This is a genomic window from Mycolicibacterium komossense (assembly GCF_025822605.1).
GTDB classification, from domain to species: Bacteria; Actinomycetota; Actinomycetes; order Mycobacteriales; family Mycobacteriaceae; genus Mycobacterium; species Mycobacterium komossense.
Genome location: NZ_JACKTY010000029.1, coordinates 532,472 through 548,043 on the forward strand (window position 1 = coordinate 532,472; position 15,572 = coordinate 548,043).

The 15,572-nt window shown below is 58.2% G+C and carries 10 protein-coding genes and 1 pseudogene; 6 read left to right on the forward strand and 5 right to left on the reverse strand.

Going from position 1 to position 15,572, the window contains the following annotated elements:
- Positions 1-166: 166 nt before the first annotated feature.
- A complete protein-coding gene (locus H7J73_RS16030) occupies positions 167-1,375 on the forward strand; it encodes an O-antigen ligase family protein (protein WP_264068437.1) in 1,209 nt (402 codons plus the stop codon).
- A 257-nt stretch (positions 1,376-1,632) separates the two neighbouring features.
- Here H7J73_RS16030 and H7J73_RS16035 read toward each other — a convergent pair whose 3' ends face one another.
- Together H7J73_RS16035 and H7J73_RS16040 are read right to left on the reverse strand one after the other, a co-directional pair.
- Positions 1,633-2,856 carry an MATE family efflux transporter gene (locus tag H7J73_RS16035; protein ID WP_264068438.1) on the reverse strand — a complete coding sequence of 408 codons (1,224 nt, stop codon included), beginning with the start codon at positions 2,854-2,856 and terminating at the stop codon, positions 1,633-1,635.
- Positions 2,853-3,905, reverse strand: coding sequence for a glycosyltransferase family 4 protein (locus tag H7J73_RS16040; RefSeq protein ID WP_264068439.1), 1,053 nt, complete (start codon positions 3,903-3,905; stop codon positions 2,853-2,855). The genes H7J73_RS16035 and H7J73_RS16040 overlap by 4 nt, the downstream gene beginning before the upstream one ends.
- 735 nt (positions 3,906-4,640) lie before the next feature.
- Between H7J73_RS16040 and H7J73_RS16045 the strand changes: the two genes are divergently transcribed.
- On the forward strand, positions 4,641-5,414 hold the full coding sequence (locus tag H7J73_RS16045) for an FkbM family methyltransferase (protein ID WP_264068440.1): 774 nt from the start codon (positions 4,641-4,643) through the stop codon (positions 5,412-5,414).
- Between the two features lie 203 nt (positions 5,415-5,617).
- On the opposite strand, the gene H7J73_RS16050 is transcribed toward H7J73_RS16045, so the two are convergent.
- A complete protein-coding gene (locus tag H7J73_RS16050; RefSeq protein ID WP_264068441.1) occupies positions 5,618-7,627 on the reverse strand; it encodes a heparinase II/III family protein in 2,010 nt (669 codons plus the stop codon).
- 1,727 nt (positions 7,628-9,354) lie between these two features.
- On the opposite strand from H7J73_RS16050, the gene H7J73_RS16055 reads away from it, so the two are divergent.
- Both H7J73_RS16055 and H7J73_RS16060 read left to right on the forward strand, forming a co-directional pair.
- The gene (locus H7J73_RS16055) at positions 9,355-10,665 is read left to right on the forward strand and encodes a nucleotide sugar dehydrogenase (protein WP_264068442.1); all 1,311 of its coding nucleotides are present in this window, start codon (positions 9,355-9,357) and stop codon (positions 10,663-10,665) included.
- Between the two features lie 83 nt (positions 10,666-10,748).
- On the forward strand, positions 10,749-11,888 hold the full coding sequence (locus H7J73_RS16060) for a glycosyltransferase family 4 protein (protein WP_353961997.1): 1,140 nt from the start codon (positions 10,749-10,751) through the stop codon (positions 11,886-11,888).
- A gap of 173 nt (positions 11,889-12,061) precedes the next feature.
- On the opposite strand, the gene H7J73_RS16065 is transcribed toward H7J73_RS16060, so the two are convergent.
- Entirely contained in the window at positions 12,062-12,832 is a 771-nt protein-coding gene (locus H7J73_RS16065) for an alpha/beta fold hydrolase (protein ID WP_308207421.1), read from the reverse strand.
- Positions 12,833-12,974: 142 nt separating this feature from the next.
- Positions 12,975-13,400, reverse strand: coding sequence for an Lrp/AsnC family transcriptional regulator (locus tag H7J73_RS16070; RefSeq protein WP_264068445.1), 426 nt, complete (start codon positions 13,398-13,400; stop codon positions 12,975-12,977).
- Between the two features lie 70 nt (positions 13,401-13,470).
- Here H7J73_RS16070 and H7J73_RS16075 point away from each other — a divergent pair, with 70 nt between their 5' ends.
- Positions 13,471-14,109: a LysE family transporter gene (locus H7J73_RS16075; protein WP_264068446.1), complete on the forward strand. Its 639-nt coding sequence runs from the start codon at positions 13,471-13,473 to the stop codon at positions 14,107-14,109.
- A 59-nt stretch (positions 14,110-14,168) separates the two neighbouring features.
- Positions 14,169-15,505, forward strand: a pseudogene (locus H7J73_RS16080) (ISL3 family transposase).
- Positions 15,506-15,572 lie beyond the last annotated feature (67 nt).

Here is a 15,572-nt window from a genome sequence, read left to right on the forward strand (position 1 = left end):
CATTCGACTCATAGGGGTAGCGCTACTCGTCGTTCCCCAGGTGTGGGTCCCAGGACTCCCTCAAGTGGAGCTAGCGACACTCGCTGTGCTCTGGACAGCGGCTACCTGCGTCGCCGGGTTACTTACGCGTGGGCGCTCACGGGCGGACAGTCCCCTAGTTGTCGTCATGAGTATGTTTGTCGCGATCACCGCAGCCTCTTTGTTGTGGGCACTCCCCTCTGGGATGGAGTTCGGAGCCTCGACCGCAGCCCGCGGCGCACTGTTTGCACTTTGGCTACGCGAGGTGGTCGTCCTAGCGCGCGACGAGCCCAAGCTACTCGACACAATTATGTTGTGGACCATTCCCGGGGTCGCAGCACAATCGGCACTCACAATTGTTTTCCGGATCAGCCCTGATATTGAAGAGCAGTTCCTTCGCTCCAACTTGGCTGCGATTTTCGTAGGGCCACAGGCGGCGCACCTGTTTACGGACATGCGGAACAACGTTCTCTACGCGAACAAGGCCGGCGGACTCTTCGTGAACGGTAATGTGGCGTCTCTGTTCGGCGGAATCACAGCCCTTGTACTTATCGTCGTTGCTCGCCGCTCCGGACGTCGTTGGCTTTATGCGGTTGCGGCGTTGTCACTCGCCGGTACGTTCTTCACAGGTTCGAAGACGGCTCTCGTTGTCGGTGCGGGGTGCGTTGTCGCGACACTCCTCTTACCGCACATGCTCAAGCGCGGATTTGCGCTTGTCGGCGTCACCATTGTGCTTCTAGGGTTGCTCACCTCCGTTGGCGCGTCGGCGTTGTTGGAGCAGGTTGCTCCGAAGTTCTACACCGATTCGAGCGACAGCCTTGCTGGACGCGAACCGCTGTGGCGGGGCGCCCAGGAGTTGTTTTTTGCGTCGCCTTTTTCGGGCGTTGGCTTTGGCGGGTGGACGGTAGAAATCGCTAGATTCACCGACCGCCCGGATCTTCCCCCACACAACTTGATTCTTGCCGCGTGGGCATATTCGGGCGTCGTGGCTGCAATCTTGGTCATTGCATTCATCGCAATGTCATTATCCATGGGCTTTCATGTCGCAACGGCACAAGCCACACTTCGCGATCGTCGTACCGCGATGATCGCGGTGTACGCGCTTGCATGGGTTTTTATGCACGGCATGGCGGACAACACAAATGTCTACGGCGAACAGAGGTCAATGATTATTGTTGCACTCGCCCTCGGATATCTGTACGTGATGATGCAGGAAGCTCAGCAATCTCCAAGCAGTGAACTGCCAAAGGCCGCGCCGGCTATGCCTTCAGGCAAGAGCCGCGCAGAGCTGTCCTCACGAAGGCGGGCAATGAATACCTTCGAACGTAATGCGGACAGCATAGTAACGCAGAGCTAATCTGAAGTAATGAAGATCTCCCCCACAGCCCTCTAGCGCAAAGCACAATCTTGGCTAGCCGATTACCGTGGCGATAAACAAATAACGCAAGAGCAGAGTGTGCATTCTTCAGAATCTTTGCAAGTCGGCTTGAACTAGTTGGGCTCAGCATTTTCGATATCTCACGCCGGCGGGGTCTTGGCACCTGGATGCCAAAACGTACTCAGCCCTGTGTGCCGCAGCAAAGCGGTGATTGGCCGTAACCATAAAAAAGCGACTCAAGAGCCTTCATCTCTAAACGTTCGTTTTGAATGCACAAGAGCGAACCACCACGGAACGATTGAAATTAGGGGGGCGAGTACGAATGCGCTAGCTGCACCCATCAAGCCAAAGAGGGCTGCGCCGGCAAGAACCCCGACCGTCATTAATACGGCCACGAACATCCTGACTCGCACCACTAATCCCGCTGAGCCTCGAAGCCTCATTACCTGCACCATAACTTGCGCCAAAGTCTGCAGGAGATAAGCGGCGATAAGTAAAGGCGCGACAGAGCGCCCTGCTTCCCAGCTCGGTCCGAGTAGAAACTCACCCAGCCAATCGGGAATGAGCAAGACTGCCAATGCAAAGAGTCCGCAGAATATCGCTAACGCAACCAAAACAACGGGAGCCGGACTTGGCAAGATCCGGTGCGGTGTCTTCGATCTTCGGATTCGCGGAATCAAGAACACGATCAGCGCCGAATAGACGACATTCAGCGGACCCAAAATAATGGCACCGGCGCGAAGGCCTCCAGCCACAGCCAGGCTCGAAACCACAGGCACCAACGCCGTGACAGCTTGTCCGATACCATTGTTTGCGAGAAAATCGAGCGCATACTGCGTTCTCGTGACTCGTTGGTGCGCCGCCCATTTAAAGGCTCCCTTGAGCCTTGGCCTCAGTCGGGCTTGTCCGATCAAAGCAAAGCCCACGCCAAGGGTTGCGCCCAGTCCCCACCCGAGGATCGCAGACGCAATGGGAGGCACACCCAAGACAGCAATCGCCGGCGGCGCCAGTAATGTTCCGAATAGCCAGAGCGTGTCCAAAATCAACGCATTACGGGGCACTTCATCTGTGAACGCGACATACCGGAGTGAGTCGGCAAGGACCACCAACGGCATAGCGGCGGCGAAGCTCCATCCAATCCAGATGGCATCAGTTGAAGATGTAAGGCTGAACCCGACTAAGAAAACGATGCCCGAGACAGTTCCGGCGAAAACCGCTGTCGCCGAACTGAATGATCGCCAGTCGGCGGTGCTGTCAAGCTTCTCACTACCGTCGATGAGGCTGACTTCACCCAAGAATGCGCGGCTCACTCCTAAAAGAATCCACGACAAGGCATAGGCCACTGCGAACACGCCAAAGTGATCAACTGACGCATCTCGCGCAGCATATACAGACAGCGCGAGTGTGGTCAGACTTGAGACGCCCTGATCAGTCGCGAGTTCGACAACATTCCGTTTCATTTTTTGAGGCCGGACACTAATGCGTTCCAAGAATCCAAGATGGAGGAGTGACTTAACTGTTTTTCGCGAGCCCGGGCAACTTTCGCGTAGTCATAAATCGAAGTGCGGGCTCTTTCGATAGCGTGCGCAAATTCTGCAGGTACCGGCTTCGCACGTTCCCCGCATGCGAATATCGGCACCATTTCATTCATTGCGGGCATGTCCAGCACCACGACTGGCCGCCACTTTTCCGCCGCTTCAACCATTGTGTAGCCAAAGGTTTCCGCAAATGATGGATGGACAACAATATCGGCGTCCGACATGAGACGGTCTCCGCCGGCGACATATCCGAGGAGCCGGACGCGATCCGTCAAACACAGTTCCTCGATCAAGGCGCTGAGCCGGTCGTACTCCTCCCCGGCGCCTGCGATTTCCAGGCTGCATTCCTGGGAAAGGTACTGCATCGCGCGTATGGCGAGCTCCCAATTCTTGCGTCTAATCAGCGAGCCAACGCCCACCAGCCTGGCCGCAGATCGAGTGTTGGAATTATGGCCACCCGCAGCAGGTTCACTTCCAGTGACTGCGGTTACGTTAGGTATCACGGTCAGCTGCTTCAGCGGCCACACAATGCGCGCAACTGCGGCACGGTTTGATCCACTGACACAGACCGCCGCCTGCAGCCGAAACGATAAGAGACGTAGGGCAACCGCCGCGATAGTCACTCGCCACTCGTTTCGCAGCCGCCAAGGGAGAATGCTGTGCTCCCAGAGAATCAACTTGAAATCTGAGAAGACAGTTGCGGCAGCCAGCGCGACGAAAGCCCATGAGCCTGCCGCGATAACGACGGCACCCGCCTCAGATCGACTCTTCGCGATCCTGCGCAGCTTCCGCAATGCCAACAGACGTCCTCGCCATCCACCCTGCTGGTCCAACGTTGTCACTGGATACGCTGCGTTGTCAGGGGGCGCCCCAGTAATCACCACAAGCTCGACCTGTCCGGCTGGTAACAGTTCCAGCAAAGCCTCGATAGCTTTTTCCATGCCAAGACGTGGCTTCACCCGATCCGCCACGAAGACGACCTGTCTCGATAGCCGCATCATTCGATTGTCCTAACTCACGCTCCCAGGGCGGGAGTCATGGAGATCTAGCAAATATCTTTCAAAGGGCCTGTTACTGTTCTTCGTGCGGCCCCACCGAAGCTCAGCTGAATACGTTATTAGCCGCTGCAGAGCAATGGCTGATGGCACCACGGTCCATCAATAGCCTAACAATCGGGACTCGATGGCCGCTAACGTCTTCCGCCTCTTGACTTTCGGTGGGCGGTGGCCCCCACCCAAGCTTGCATAAAGGCAACCCAGGCGATCGACAACCCCGGTGATCATTGTCGAGGAGCATCCGCAATTCGTCGACACCTTTGTGAGTTATCGCACCATCCGTCGGCCGTGGCGGTTGGCGATCGCGCTTTGTCCGCAGATACTGCTGGGCGACTCCTAGCCTCGTTGCCGGTGTTGCCTCATCCAAACGATGACTAGCCAGGGACTGATTCTGTTGCAGTGCAATATGATCACATCATTCATGCGCTGCCCCGACAACTAGGTCGAGCCGCCGACGATCTCAGAGGCTGAACTGCAAGATCCTCCACGCGCTCAACCTCACCGGACTCTGGCCCCAGCATCGCCTTAGACGGGAAAACGGCGGCACACCGTTGGCGGCCCTGTTGAGATCTTTCCACTCGGTTGGGCCGTAGCAAATGGTGCTAGATTAATCGGTGACAACAAGTTCTAGATAAGGATCGTGGAGGAACGTTGGAGTTGAAAAAGGCAGTCAGAACTGCCCAGACCTACGCCGCACCCCTGGTCGATATCAAAGCGTGGGGCCAGCGAGAGCTACGTAGAATACGCCATAGCCCCTCTGATTCGTGCTATCGAGCGTTTGAGAAACTTCCGGTAGCAACCGGGCGTCAATTTCTTGATATCGGTGCCAACCGCGGACAAACCATTGATTCATTTCGTTTGTATCAAAAGGCGACTCCAATACTAGCTTTCGAGCCGAGCGCAGTTTTAGTGCGGAGACTTGTCAAGCAGTACTCTGAGGATCCTGCCGTGACCATTCATCCCTTTGGTTTAGGTCATGAAAACGGTCACTTCGACCTTTTCGTCCCATTTTACCGCGGCTTTATGTTCGATGGACTGGCGTCATTTGACTATGATTCAGCGCATGACTGGCTCAATTCGGAGCATATCTATGGATTTAAAGAACGTCATTTGAAGATCGAGAAAATACGTTGCGAAGTGCGCATATGGGACGAAGTGGAGACCTCTCCCGATCTGGTCAAGATAGACGTTCAGGGCTATGAAGCAAGCGTGTTGCGAGGTGGACTTCAGACGATACGCAATCATCGCCCGACTTTCCTCCTCGAGAATAATTCCGAATTCCTGCATGAGGATATTCTCTTCGCGGAAGGATATCGTCGCGCATCGTATACGAACAGTCGAATGATCCTGGGCGAACTGGGTGCCAAGAATACTTTTTACTTCCCAGAAGAAAAGGCCGAGGATATTCGGGCGTCATTCAGTTGACCCTGCGGTTCAAAAGTCCAGTATAGAGATCACTTCCATTAATCGGGACCGATAGAAGACGATTCTTGGAAAATCTCTGATTCAGCGTGCTATGAGCAATCGATCGCGTTTAGAGGACAACGTCGCTAACACCAACAGCTTGGTAAGTGAGCTAATTTTTTTTTTCCGCAAAAGCCAATTTTTGTTGTATCGATTGCTTGTTCTTACCCCAACAAGACGGATGCCGGTTTGTCGATATCAACGACGGCATTACGACTGCGTTCACCGTCCACCCACTGAACAACGATCTGGCTTTTCAAAGATTTGACGGACAGACTTTCATTGATGTCGCCCTCATCAGATGAAATTAGCGCAACCATGACGACGGGCAACTCCGACAGGCAATTGGCACTGAGCCACCAAGCCGGTGTCCGACCTTCCGCGGGGTCTGACCACCAACCTCTGTTGGATTCTTCGTCGCCGCGGACAGCTGAAACGGTCAGTGGTTGCGTTGCTGCGTAATGAAACCGCAGCGCCTCGGATCCCCTGCAGGAAGCTATGTGTCCATCGCTAACCGGTACGACGTCCAGGCTCGGATGTAGCGGCCAGTTCTGTTCGCACGAATGCGACCCCTTACCCGTGATGAGGTCGATAATCAGCTGCGAGCGCTCGTTCGGCGGAGCTATGAGCCAGCGCCGATGAATAACAGTGTCCCGGAGGCGCGCATAGCCGTCGTGCCTGGCGTCAACGACGCCCGCCTCTAGATCAATTCCTAAAATCTCCACCCCGGCGTGCTGCAACCACAAATACGGGCCAGCAACGACCGACTGATCCTGCCCGTCAACACAAACGGTCGAATGCGCACGCGTTCCACGCACGACGGTGCGCCAACCCGGATGGCCGTAATAGCTCCCTGTTCCTGGATCGCCGATCAAATCCTCACCGGCCTCGCTCAAAGTCACTGCCAAAGCATCTGCGTGCCCGTGCGCTGCGGTCGAGAGGTAACCGAGAGGTCCGACGTCCATCGTGATTCTGCGATTTTCGTTGCGCAACACGACCAGTCCGCCATGAGGCGCGACAAAGCTTGGCGCGCGAGCGAAGTCCGGTTCAGCAGAGCTCAGAAGCCTGTTGGACGTAGATCCAGACTGTGCGAGAGCTCTGAACCATTGTGCGTCAAGGCTGTCACGGCCCGCGTCAATCTGCGCAGCGCACCGGCCAGATGTGGCGACGATGCCAAGATGATCGTGCACCGTACGCGCCGGCTGAACACCAAGCCGCAAAGCGAATCCTTCGTCGTCGTCGCCATAACGCGGTGCTGGATCTCCTTTGCCTGCCAAAGCAGCCAAAAAGGAGCAGCTTCGGCCCAAGGCCTCTACCAGCGGAACTGGGGCCGAGCCGTCGCGCCCAATCAGGAGCGCAGTTACCAGATGGAGCAACTCGACGGTGTACAGCTGATAGCAAATCGATTGCTCAGCTGCCGCGCCGTCGGCAAGCACCTGCTTACCAGCCTCATTTGAGAGAACCTCGATTGCGGAGCGCTCCCACTTCCGAGACTCGCGTAGTTCTGGGAACATGATGGCGACAACAGCGAGACCCGCCATCTCGCCGATTAGATGGTTGTTCGCAGAGCTGAAACGAGACCGATCTTCCCAGCATCGCCGTGCGCTCTCGGACAAGACATCGACGACTCGGCGAAACCGCTCGGGCGTCAATTGAGGCGCGTCACGCAAGCCCTGCATAGCGATCGTGATGGCGATAGCGCGGAGGCCCGTTTCCATCGCGCCTGACCAGGCGATGCCGTGCCCGGGAGGATTTTGGTCGATCCAGCTATCCAGTTGCTCGAACGCCGCCGCGCAGTAGCGGTCGTCGTTCGTGAACAGCCAAGCTTGCGCCAACCAAGGCAGGTGTTGTAGCCGATGGAGCCGCCACATCAACCCCATTTTTCCCGGAAGCGTCCGAAAATTGATTCGGTCCGAAGGACGAGTCGGAAGAAGTTGCCCTGTGATCGGCTCATAATTCCAATCGATGGGGCGGCTTAGGGAGACTTCTGGATATCCGGGAAACCGAAAGCAGAGGTCAGCGACTCGATCAGCTTCACTCACCAAGTCGGCTACATAGTCTGGATGCTCTTCCGAGATACGTTGAGCCTGTTCGCGATCCAGAAGTACCGGCCGCTCTGTGCCGTCACGAAACAGTTTCAGCGCTGCTGCCCAATCTTTGGGTCCAGTTGCCAACGAGGCCCCGCTTGAAGCACTTCGGTTACGGGTAAGTCGACTGCGGGCCATACTTCTTGAACGCCAGATCAGCTCCCGGGCGTGCATGGCGCGGAGGCGACGAAAATACCACCCGACATCATGCATCCGGCAGCCCGTTGACTGCACTGCGTTCGATGATCTTGCGCCAACGTTGTTCGAATTCCCCCAGTTTCACGAGGACAAAGATACAAGCAACTCAGCTGTCCCGCCCGGTGCGGACGCGGGTATCAGTCGGTAGCCGGCTCTTCCCGAGCCTCAGGATCTGCGGCTTGTCAAAGACCGCTGGGGCCTTGGCGTTCAAGCGTCTCCAGATGAGCCTGAATGACAGCCGTCAAAGCACACACCCGTGGCAAGCGCCGACGGCTCACGGTCACCAAGACCACCGAAAGCGCTGAGCGTCAGCAGTTCCGATTTCAGCAACGAGAAGACGGCCCCATCGACGGCTGTGTCCAAGTGCGACTTGAAAAAGCTGACTCGGTGGCAACTTCCGATGCCTAGCGAGACGAGCAGCACCGAAGCGCTACTCTCTAATACCATCTCTGGCGCATCGAACCGATTGTCGCGCAAGACCGTTCACCAGGATCCCGATGATCGTCAGGTGTCACTTGCCCGAACTTCTGCCGACCCCCAATACAGCACGACGCAAGGCCGTGCGGCCGCACTTGTACTTGCCGAAATCCTTTTCGTCTCTTTACCTTCAGCTCGGCTCGACCAGCCACAGTGAGCGGCGAAGTTTGCTCAGACGATCGAGCAGCGAAGTTGCTTCCCTATAGTGGAACTCTTTGCGAACTCAGGTCGGTAGCTACTGTGCGCCTCCTTGCGAGGGGCGCCACCGACAACGACCGTGATGAACCGCCGAAGCGTCCGCGTTGAGAAGAACCCGAATACCCCCGGCGTGTCGCAACGCGTGACCCGTCTGGGCCTATTCGGAGCCGCGGCGAGCGACTTACCGGAATCTGTCGAGGTTCCTGGCTAGCCAGGAACCGCCGACGTTCTTCGGCCCGCTGGCGATAGACCTTCCCGCTATCGACGTATCGCGGCAGGCGTCGCCACGCACTACGACGCCACGGCGAGATCATCCGAACATCGATCTCCGCAGGTCGAAGGCACTATCACCGCAGAACCGCATGCCCGTGAGAGGCCAGAACAGACTCGATAGGCCGACCCTGAACCACCTCTGTTCGAGTGCAGCTCATCGAGCAGAGCACACGTTGCCAAAGCAGATCGCTGCGCGCTTTGCTGGCCCATCCCGAAGAGTCCAGCTAAGACAGCAATACCGATAAATTCCTCTGAGCTTGGCACTTCGCTGTCGGGCACAGCCACTTGCCGAACCGCGGCGTCGGGCCCGAGAAACGCAGTCACCGCCCCAAACGACGACTGGTCATCGCGGCCTCGGCGCTCCGCTGTTGAGCAACAGAATCTTGCGATAGGGGGTGCATCACAGCGACATCGGCACCTGATTACCTTGCCCCACAGGAAGTTTGATCCCTCGGCCACTAGAGCAGGAGCGCCGCACCACTTCGCGGCGCGTGAATCACATGTCGACGCCGAAAGCGGTACCCTGCGACGGGCAGCGCGATCCAGCGTCCAAGCATCGCCACTTCAGACCCCAACGGTCGAGCAGCCTGCACACTTACTCGGACGGTGCACGTTGATCCGACGGCAACACTTGAATTCTTCTAAGATCATCGATGACAGGGGGGCATATGAAGATAAGCATCTTCGGCTTGGGTTACGTTGGTGCCGTTTCGGCGGCATGCTTGGCGTCTGACGGCCACGACGTAGTCGGCGTCGACCCCAACCAAACAAAAGTCGACCTCATAAACGCCGGTCAGACGCCAATTATCGAAGCTGATATCGGCGAAATGATCGCGACCGAAGTGAAGTCCGGCCGACTCCACGCGACCACCAATGCCGCCGAAGCGGTTCACGCCAGTGATCTTTCGTTGATCTGCGTTGGTACGCCTAGCCAGCTGAACGGGAATCTTGATCTCAGCTACGTGCGTCGCGTATGCGAACAGATCGGCGAGGCGCTCCGGGAAAAGGGCTCCTACCATGTCGTCGCGGCTCGGTCGACAATGCTGCCGGGGAGTATGCGCGGTGTCGTGATCCCCACTCTCGAAACCGCCTCCGCGAAGGTGGCCGGCACCGACTTCGGTGTTTGCAATAATCCGGAATTCCTCCGCGAAGGTACCGCAGTGTGGGATTACTATCATCCACCTAAAACTGTGATTGGTGAGACGGATGCCAGAGCGGGCGAACCACTGGTCACCCTTTATGGTGACCTAGATTCGCCAGTGATCCGCACATCAGTAGAAGTCGCTGAGATGGTGAAATATGCCGACAACAACTGGCATGCAGTAAAAGTCGCTTTTGCCAACGAAATCGGCTCGATCAGCAAAGCTGCCGGAATCGACGGCAGACAGGTAATGGAGATCTTCTGTAAAGACACTAAACTCAATCTGTCGGCGTACTACATGAAGCCCGGCTTTGCATTCGGCGGTTCATGCCTACCAAAGGACGTGCGTGCGCTGACCTATAAGGCCCGCGATCTGGACCTTGATGTGCCGCTGCTCAATTCGATCCTGCCGTCCAACCGCCGCCAAGTCGATCGCGCGATAACGATGATCACCTCGAAAGGTAAGCGCAAGATCGGAGTTCTGGGGTTTGCGTTTAAAGCCGGCACCGACGACCTGCGCGAATCGCCTATCGTCGATGTGATCGAGCACCTTCTCGGAAAAGGATACGACCTCCGGTTGTACGACAACAATGTCAGCATGGCAGCGCTGACGGGAGCAAACCGCGACTATATCCTCAATCACATTCCGCATATATCCAGACTGATGGTGGAAACTGTCGACGAGGTGATGGAGTTCGCAGAGACCATTGTGGTAGGCAACGGCGCCGACGAATTTAGATCTGCAGTTGAAAGCGCACGAAACGACCAAATGGTAATCGATCTCGTGCGGGTGGATGAACGTGTCAGCGATAACAACTACGATGGGATCTGTTGGTGAGGTCAGCGTTACCAGATCGGCGGGGCGGCGCGAAGCGCGTTCTGATCTTGGTCGAAAATCTACCCTCGCCATTCGACCGACGTGTGTGGCAAGAGGCTACTACGTTGCATGCCCACGGTTGGCAGGTCAGCATAATCTGCCCTACAGGCAAAGGTTACGAACAAACGCGAGAAATTGTTGACGGGATTTATATCTACCGCTATCGCCTGCCGACCGAGGGAAATGGAGCTCTCAGCTATCTGGCTGAATACTCCACGGCACTTTGGCATACTTTCCGTTTGGCTTTCAAAGTGCGAAATGAGCGCGGTTTTGATGTCGTGCATGCCTGCAATCCGCCTGACTTCCTTTTCCTGGTGGGCGGATTCTTCAAGATTTTCGCCAAGACCCGTTTCTTATTTGATCACCATGACATCAACCCCGAGCTATATGAAGCAAAGTTCGGGCGCAGGGACATTTTTTGGAAACTGATGGTTTGGCTAGAACGGGCGACATTCCGAACGGCCGATATCTCAATCGCAACGAACGAGTCCTACCGCCGAATCGCTATTGAGAGGGGCGGTATGGATCCTCAGCGCGTATTCGTGGTGCGCAGCGGGCCGATGCTTGACCGGCTCAAGATCGTTCCCGCCAAGCCCGCGTTGAAATGCGGCAGAAAGTACTTGGTCGGCTATGTAGGTGTGATGGGCAAACAAGAGGGAATCGACCTCCTCTTGCTCGCAGCTAAGCACATCGTGGAGGACATGGGTCGTGAGGACGTACACTTCGGCCTGGTCGGAGGTGGTACTTCGCTGGATGAGATGCAGCGTCTCGCAGTCACTCTCGGCGTCGCGGACTACGTCACCTTCACCGGCCGCGTTCCCGATGACGAACTCCTCGACATGCTCAACAGCGCGGACGTCTGTGTCAATCCAGACGTGGCGAATGAAATGAATGACAAGTCGACGATGAACAAAATCATGGAGTACATGGCACTCGGCAAGCCGATCGTCCAGTTCGACCTGACCGAAGGTCGATACTCAGCCGGTGAAGCGTCGCTATACGCGGCGAAGAACGATGCAGTTGACATGGCACAAAAGATCACGGAGCTCCTCGATGACCCGGAGCGCCGAGAACGAATGGGCGCGTTCGGCTTAACCCGTGTGCAGGATGAACTTGCGTGGGAGTACGAGGTACCCAATCTGCTCCGTGCATATGACGCTGTAATCGCCGGCACTAAGCCCTGACTTCCATCTTCAGTGTCCATCCGTTGACCGGCCTTTTTTGGGCGTTACAGCGCGCATCCCTCTTAGCGGGAGCCTCGACGTGGCCGCAACGCGGCGCCCGTTGACCAGCAACGGCGCATCGACGCGGTCTCGTGATCTCGCGAGTAGGCGGCGAACGCCACCGACAGCTGCCTTCACACTGGGGGCTCTCTGAGCCACGCGCAGATTCTCTCCGCAAACCATCTAGGCCGCTGCAACGGAATGCCATGCCCACACCCGTCAATGATCGCCAGACGGCTACCCCGAAGTGCGTTATGGAGGAGTTGAGCAGAGACCTGCATAACATCTCGCTCGCGCTCCCCTGCAAGTATCAAGGACATGCCAGGAAAGTACGGCCATTCTGGAGGGGGTGAAAAGCGCATGTTCTCACCTACCGCGGCAAGCAGTGTCTCCTTGGAAAGATTCGAGGACGTGCGGAGGTATTCGGTCATGAGCCCTGCCGGGACAAAAAGCGCCTTGGCCTGTTGTTTGGCGAACCAGTGATGTTTTGCGAGGTTAGCCGTCGCGGCGAGCAGAGCAAGTGTCAAGGCGGGCGCCCGGCTGGGCTTAGCTTGAGCACTCACTACTGCGACGCGCTCAACGAGGTCTGGTCGTCTTGAGGCGAGCAGCACCGCAAGTTGAGCGCCGAGTGAGAACCCGACGACTGCCACCTGGGTAGTCGCCTCTTTCTCGATGAGGTAGATCAGCTCCGAAACCGTCTGATCATGGGATTGGTAGGTCTGATCGGCGCTGTGATCGTGACCAGGTAGATCCGGGACGATAAAGCGTGCTCCCGTGGTCATGTGCCCGACGGTTGGATTCCACATCCAACCGCCAACGCCTCCGCCGTGAAGGAGCAGCACTGGGCGGTCGTCGGCCCGCCCAAAAGTCTCGATATACAAGCACACCGCCTCAATCGCCCCCACCGATTCGCCATGCTGCGATCTCGTGTCGATGTGGTGTCAGCACAAAGTCGCCGGCAGCCTATACCAGGCGGAACGATTGCTCGCTCTTCGCAGTCGAGGGTGTAGTGGTATTGCGGAAGCGTTCTGTTCTTGGCAAGAAGTGTCAGGGGGCGCGCAGGGCTACGCGCGTTTGTGTCTGTGCCGCCCCGCACTTCTTTTTTAGTCGGCGTAGCAACAGATCCAGCGCGCGGGTGTCCGGGACGTATGCCCGCAGTAGGTAGTCGTAGGGGCCGGTCATGTGGATTGCCTCAACGACCTGTCGGTCGGTCTCGATTAGCGTGGTGAAGGTGTCGTAGTCGGTCTCGGTATCGAGGCGGACGTCGATGAAGACCTCAAGGCCGCCGCGAGGACCGGGTACGTCCTGGCCGGCGAGGATGGTGTAGCCGAGGATGACCCCGTCGGTTTCCAGCCGTCGCACCCGGGCCGCCGTGGCGTTCGTGCTCAGCCCAACCCGACGGCCAAGCTCGCTGAACGAACGGCGGGCATTCTCCCGAAGCAGTCCGAGAATCTGCTCGTCTATCCGATCCATGCTTGGCAGATTAGCTGCACCGCGGTAAATCTGTCGGTGCCGCTAGCGGACACTTCCTCACACTGGGCCAATGCTGGATGAGATGTGGACCCCGGCCGCCGCGGGGGTCGTCGCCGGACTCGGCGTGGCGATGCCGTTGGGCGCAATCGCGGCGCTGTTGTTGCGTGAGGGACTGGTGAATGGGTTCCGTGTGGCCGCCGGCGCAGCCGCCGGGATAGCGACGGTAGACCTGGTCTATTGCGCCATCGCGGCGCTGACCGGCGCGACGTTCGCTCGGGTGATCGATGATCACCGCGGAGCCTTCCTGCTCGCCTCGGGACTGTTGATCGTCGCAATAGGCTTGAGGCAGCTGTGTCAGGGCCTGAAGCAAGATTCCCGAGTAGCGCAGGAAGTCGAACGAGCCTCTGCGCGCAGGGCGTTTGGCCGGTTCGTTGGACTCACCGCGATCAACCCAATCACTCTGGTGTACTTCGTCGCCTTGTCCGGCGCGGTGACCACTTCCGGTGGCTCATGGGTCGGGTCAATCATCTTCGCCGTCGCGGTCGGCGGTTCCTCGCTCGCCTGGCAGCTCCTACTCGCCGGGGTCGGTTCGAGCGTCGGTGCGTCGGTGAGCCTGAGCGCTACTCGCGTCATCGGTGTCATCGCTTCGCTACTCATCCTCGCTCTGGGCGCCGTAGTCCTGATCAATGGCTCTGCGGCACTGGGATAATCGTGGCTTGAACGGTTCCAGATTCCGTGGTGGCCAATCGCGTCATCGGGAGCCGCGACGTGTCTGATGTGGGCTTCTCCGGTCCTGATCTAAGCGCGTTCTGCCTCGTCGAGGAGCTCGGCCTCGTGGTTACCGGCCAACATCTCGGACGCGACCGCGCGGTGCTGGCCTGTCGCGTTGTCGACCCGGGCGATGGATCAGATGCGTGGTGCCGTCGCTGCGGGTGCGAGGGCAGAGTGCGGGACACCGTGGCCCGGTCGCTGGCGCACGAGCCGTTTGGCTGGCGCCCGACCACGCTGGTGGTCACGATCGGCCGCTATCGCTGCATCGGGTGCGGCCACGGATGGCGCCAGGACATTAGCCGCGCGGCTGAGCCGCGGGCGAAACTGTCGCGCCGTGGGCTGCGGTGGGCGTTGGAAGCCAACGTGGTCCAGCATCTCACCGTCGCCCGTGCCGCCGGAAGGGCTCGGGGTCGCGTGGAACACCGCCAACGACGCCGTCCTGGCCGAGGGCAAACGCGTCCTCATCGACGAACCGAGTCGGTTCAATGGCATCACCACGATCGGCGTCGACGAACACGTGTGGCGTCACACCCGACGCGGCGACGAGTACGTCACCGTGATCATCGACCTCACCGCAGTACGTGCTGGCACCGGCCGAGCCCGGCTTCTGGTCATGGTCGAAGGCCGCTCGAAGCGCGTATTCAAGACTTGGTTGGCCGAGCGTTCCGCCGCGTGGCGCGACAAGTGTTGAGGTTGTGGCGATGGACACCTTCACCGGGTTCAAGACCGCCACGGCTGAGGAACTCCCCGGCGCGATCGCGGTGATGGACACGTTCCATGTGGTCCGCCTGGCCGGCGATGTGGCCGGACCGCTGCCGCCGGCGGGTGCAGATGGCGATCCACGGACACCGCGGGTTCAAGGACTACCCGCTATATTCTGCCCGCCGGACGTTGCATACCGGCACTGGGTTGCTCACCGACAAGCAGCAGGCCAAGCTCAACGGCCTCTTCAAGGACGACCGGCACGCCGAAGTCGAGGCGACCTGGGGCATCTACCAACGCATGATCGCGGCCTACCGTGACCCCGACCGCTCCCGGGGTCGCGAGCTGATGGTCAAGCTGATCGAGTCCATCAGCACCGGGGATGCCCGAAGCCCTTACCGAACTCATCATCCTCGGCCGGACGCTGATCGAGCGTGCCGCCGACATCGTGCCGCCGACATCTTGGCCTACTTCGACCGGCCCGGTACGTCTGTCGGTTCCACCGAAGCCATCAAGGTTGCCTCGGACACCTCCCCGGATCCGCCCTCGGCTTCCGCAACCTCACTAACTACATCGCCCGATCCTTACTCGAGACCGGCGGGTTCAGGTCGCACCTACCCCTCAGATTGTGAAGAGCCCGATTCCTACAAGGATGGCGGCGTCACCGGTTTCTGAAAACTGGCCCCCTGCGGATCGGTG

Bases quoted from the DNA above. Each gene is read 5' to 3' on its own strand.
- H7J73_RS16055 (WP_264068442.1), top strand. From the start codon at position 9,355: ATGAAGATAAGCATCTTCGGCTTGGGTTACGTTGGTGCCGTTTCGGCG.
- H7J73_RS16075 (WP_264068446.1), top strand. From the start codon at position 13,471: ATGCTGGATGAGATGTGGACCCCGGCCGCCGCGGGGGTCGTCGCCGGA.
- H7J73_RS16070 (WP_264068445.1), bottom strand. From the start codon at position 13,400: ATGGATCGGATAGACGAGCAGATTCTCGGACTGCTTCGGGAGAATGCC.
- H7J73_RS16035 (WP_264068438.1), bottom strand. From the start codon at position 2,856: ATGAAACGGAATGTTGTCGAACTCGCGACTGATCAGGGCGTCTCAAGT.
- H7J73_RS16030 (WP_264068437.1), top strand. From the start codon at position 167: ATGAGTATGTTTGTCGCGATCACCGCAGCCTCTTTGTTGTGGGCACTC.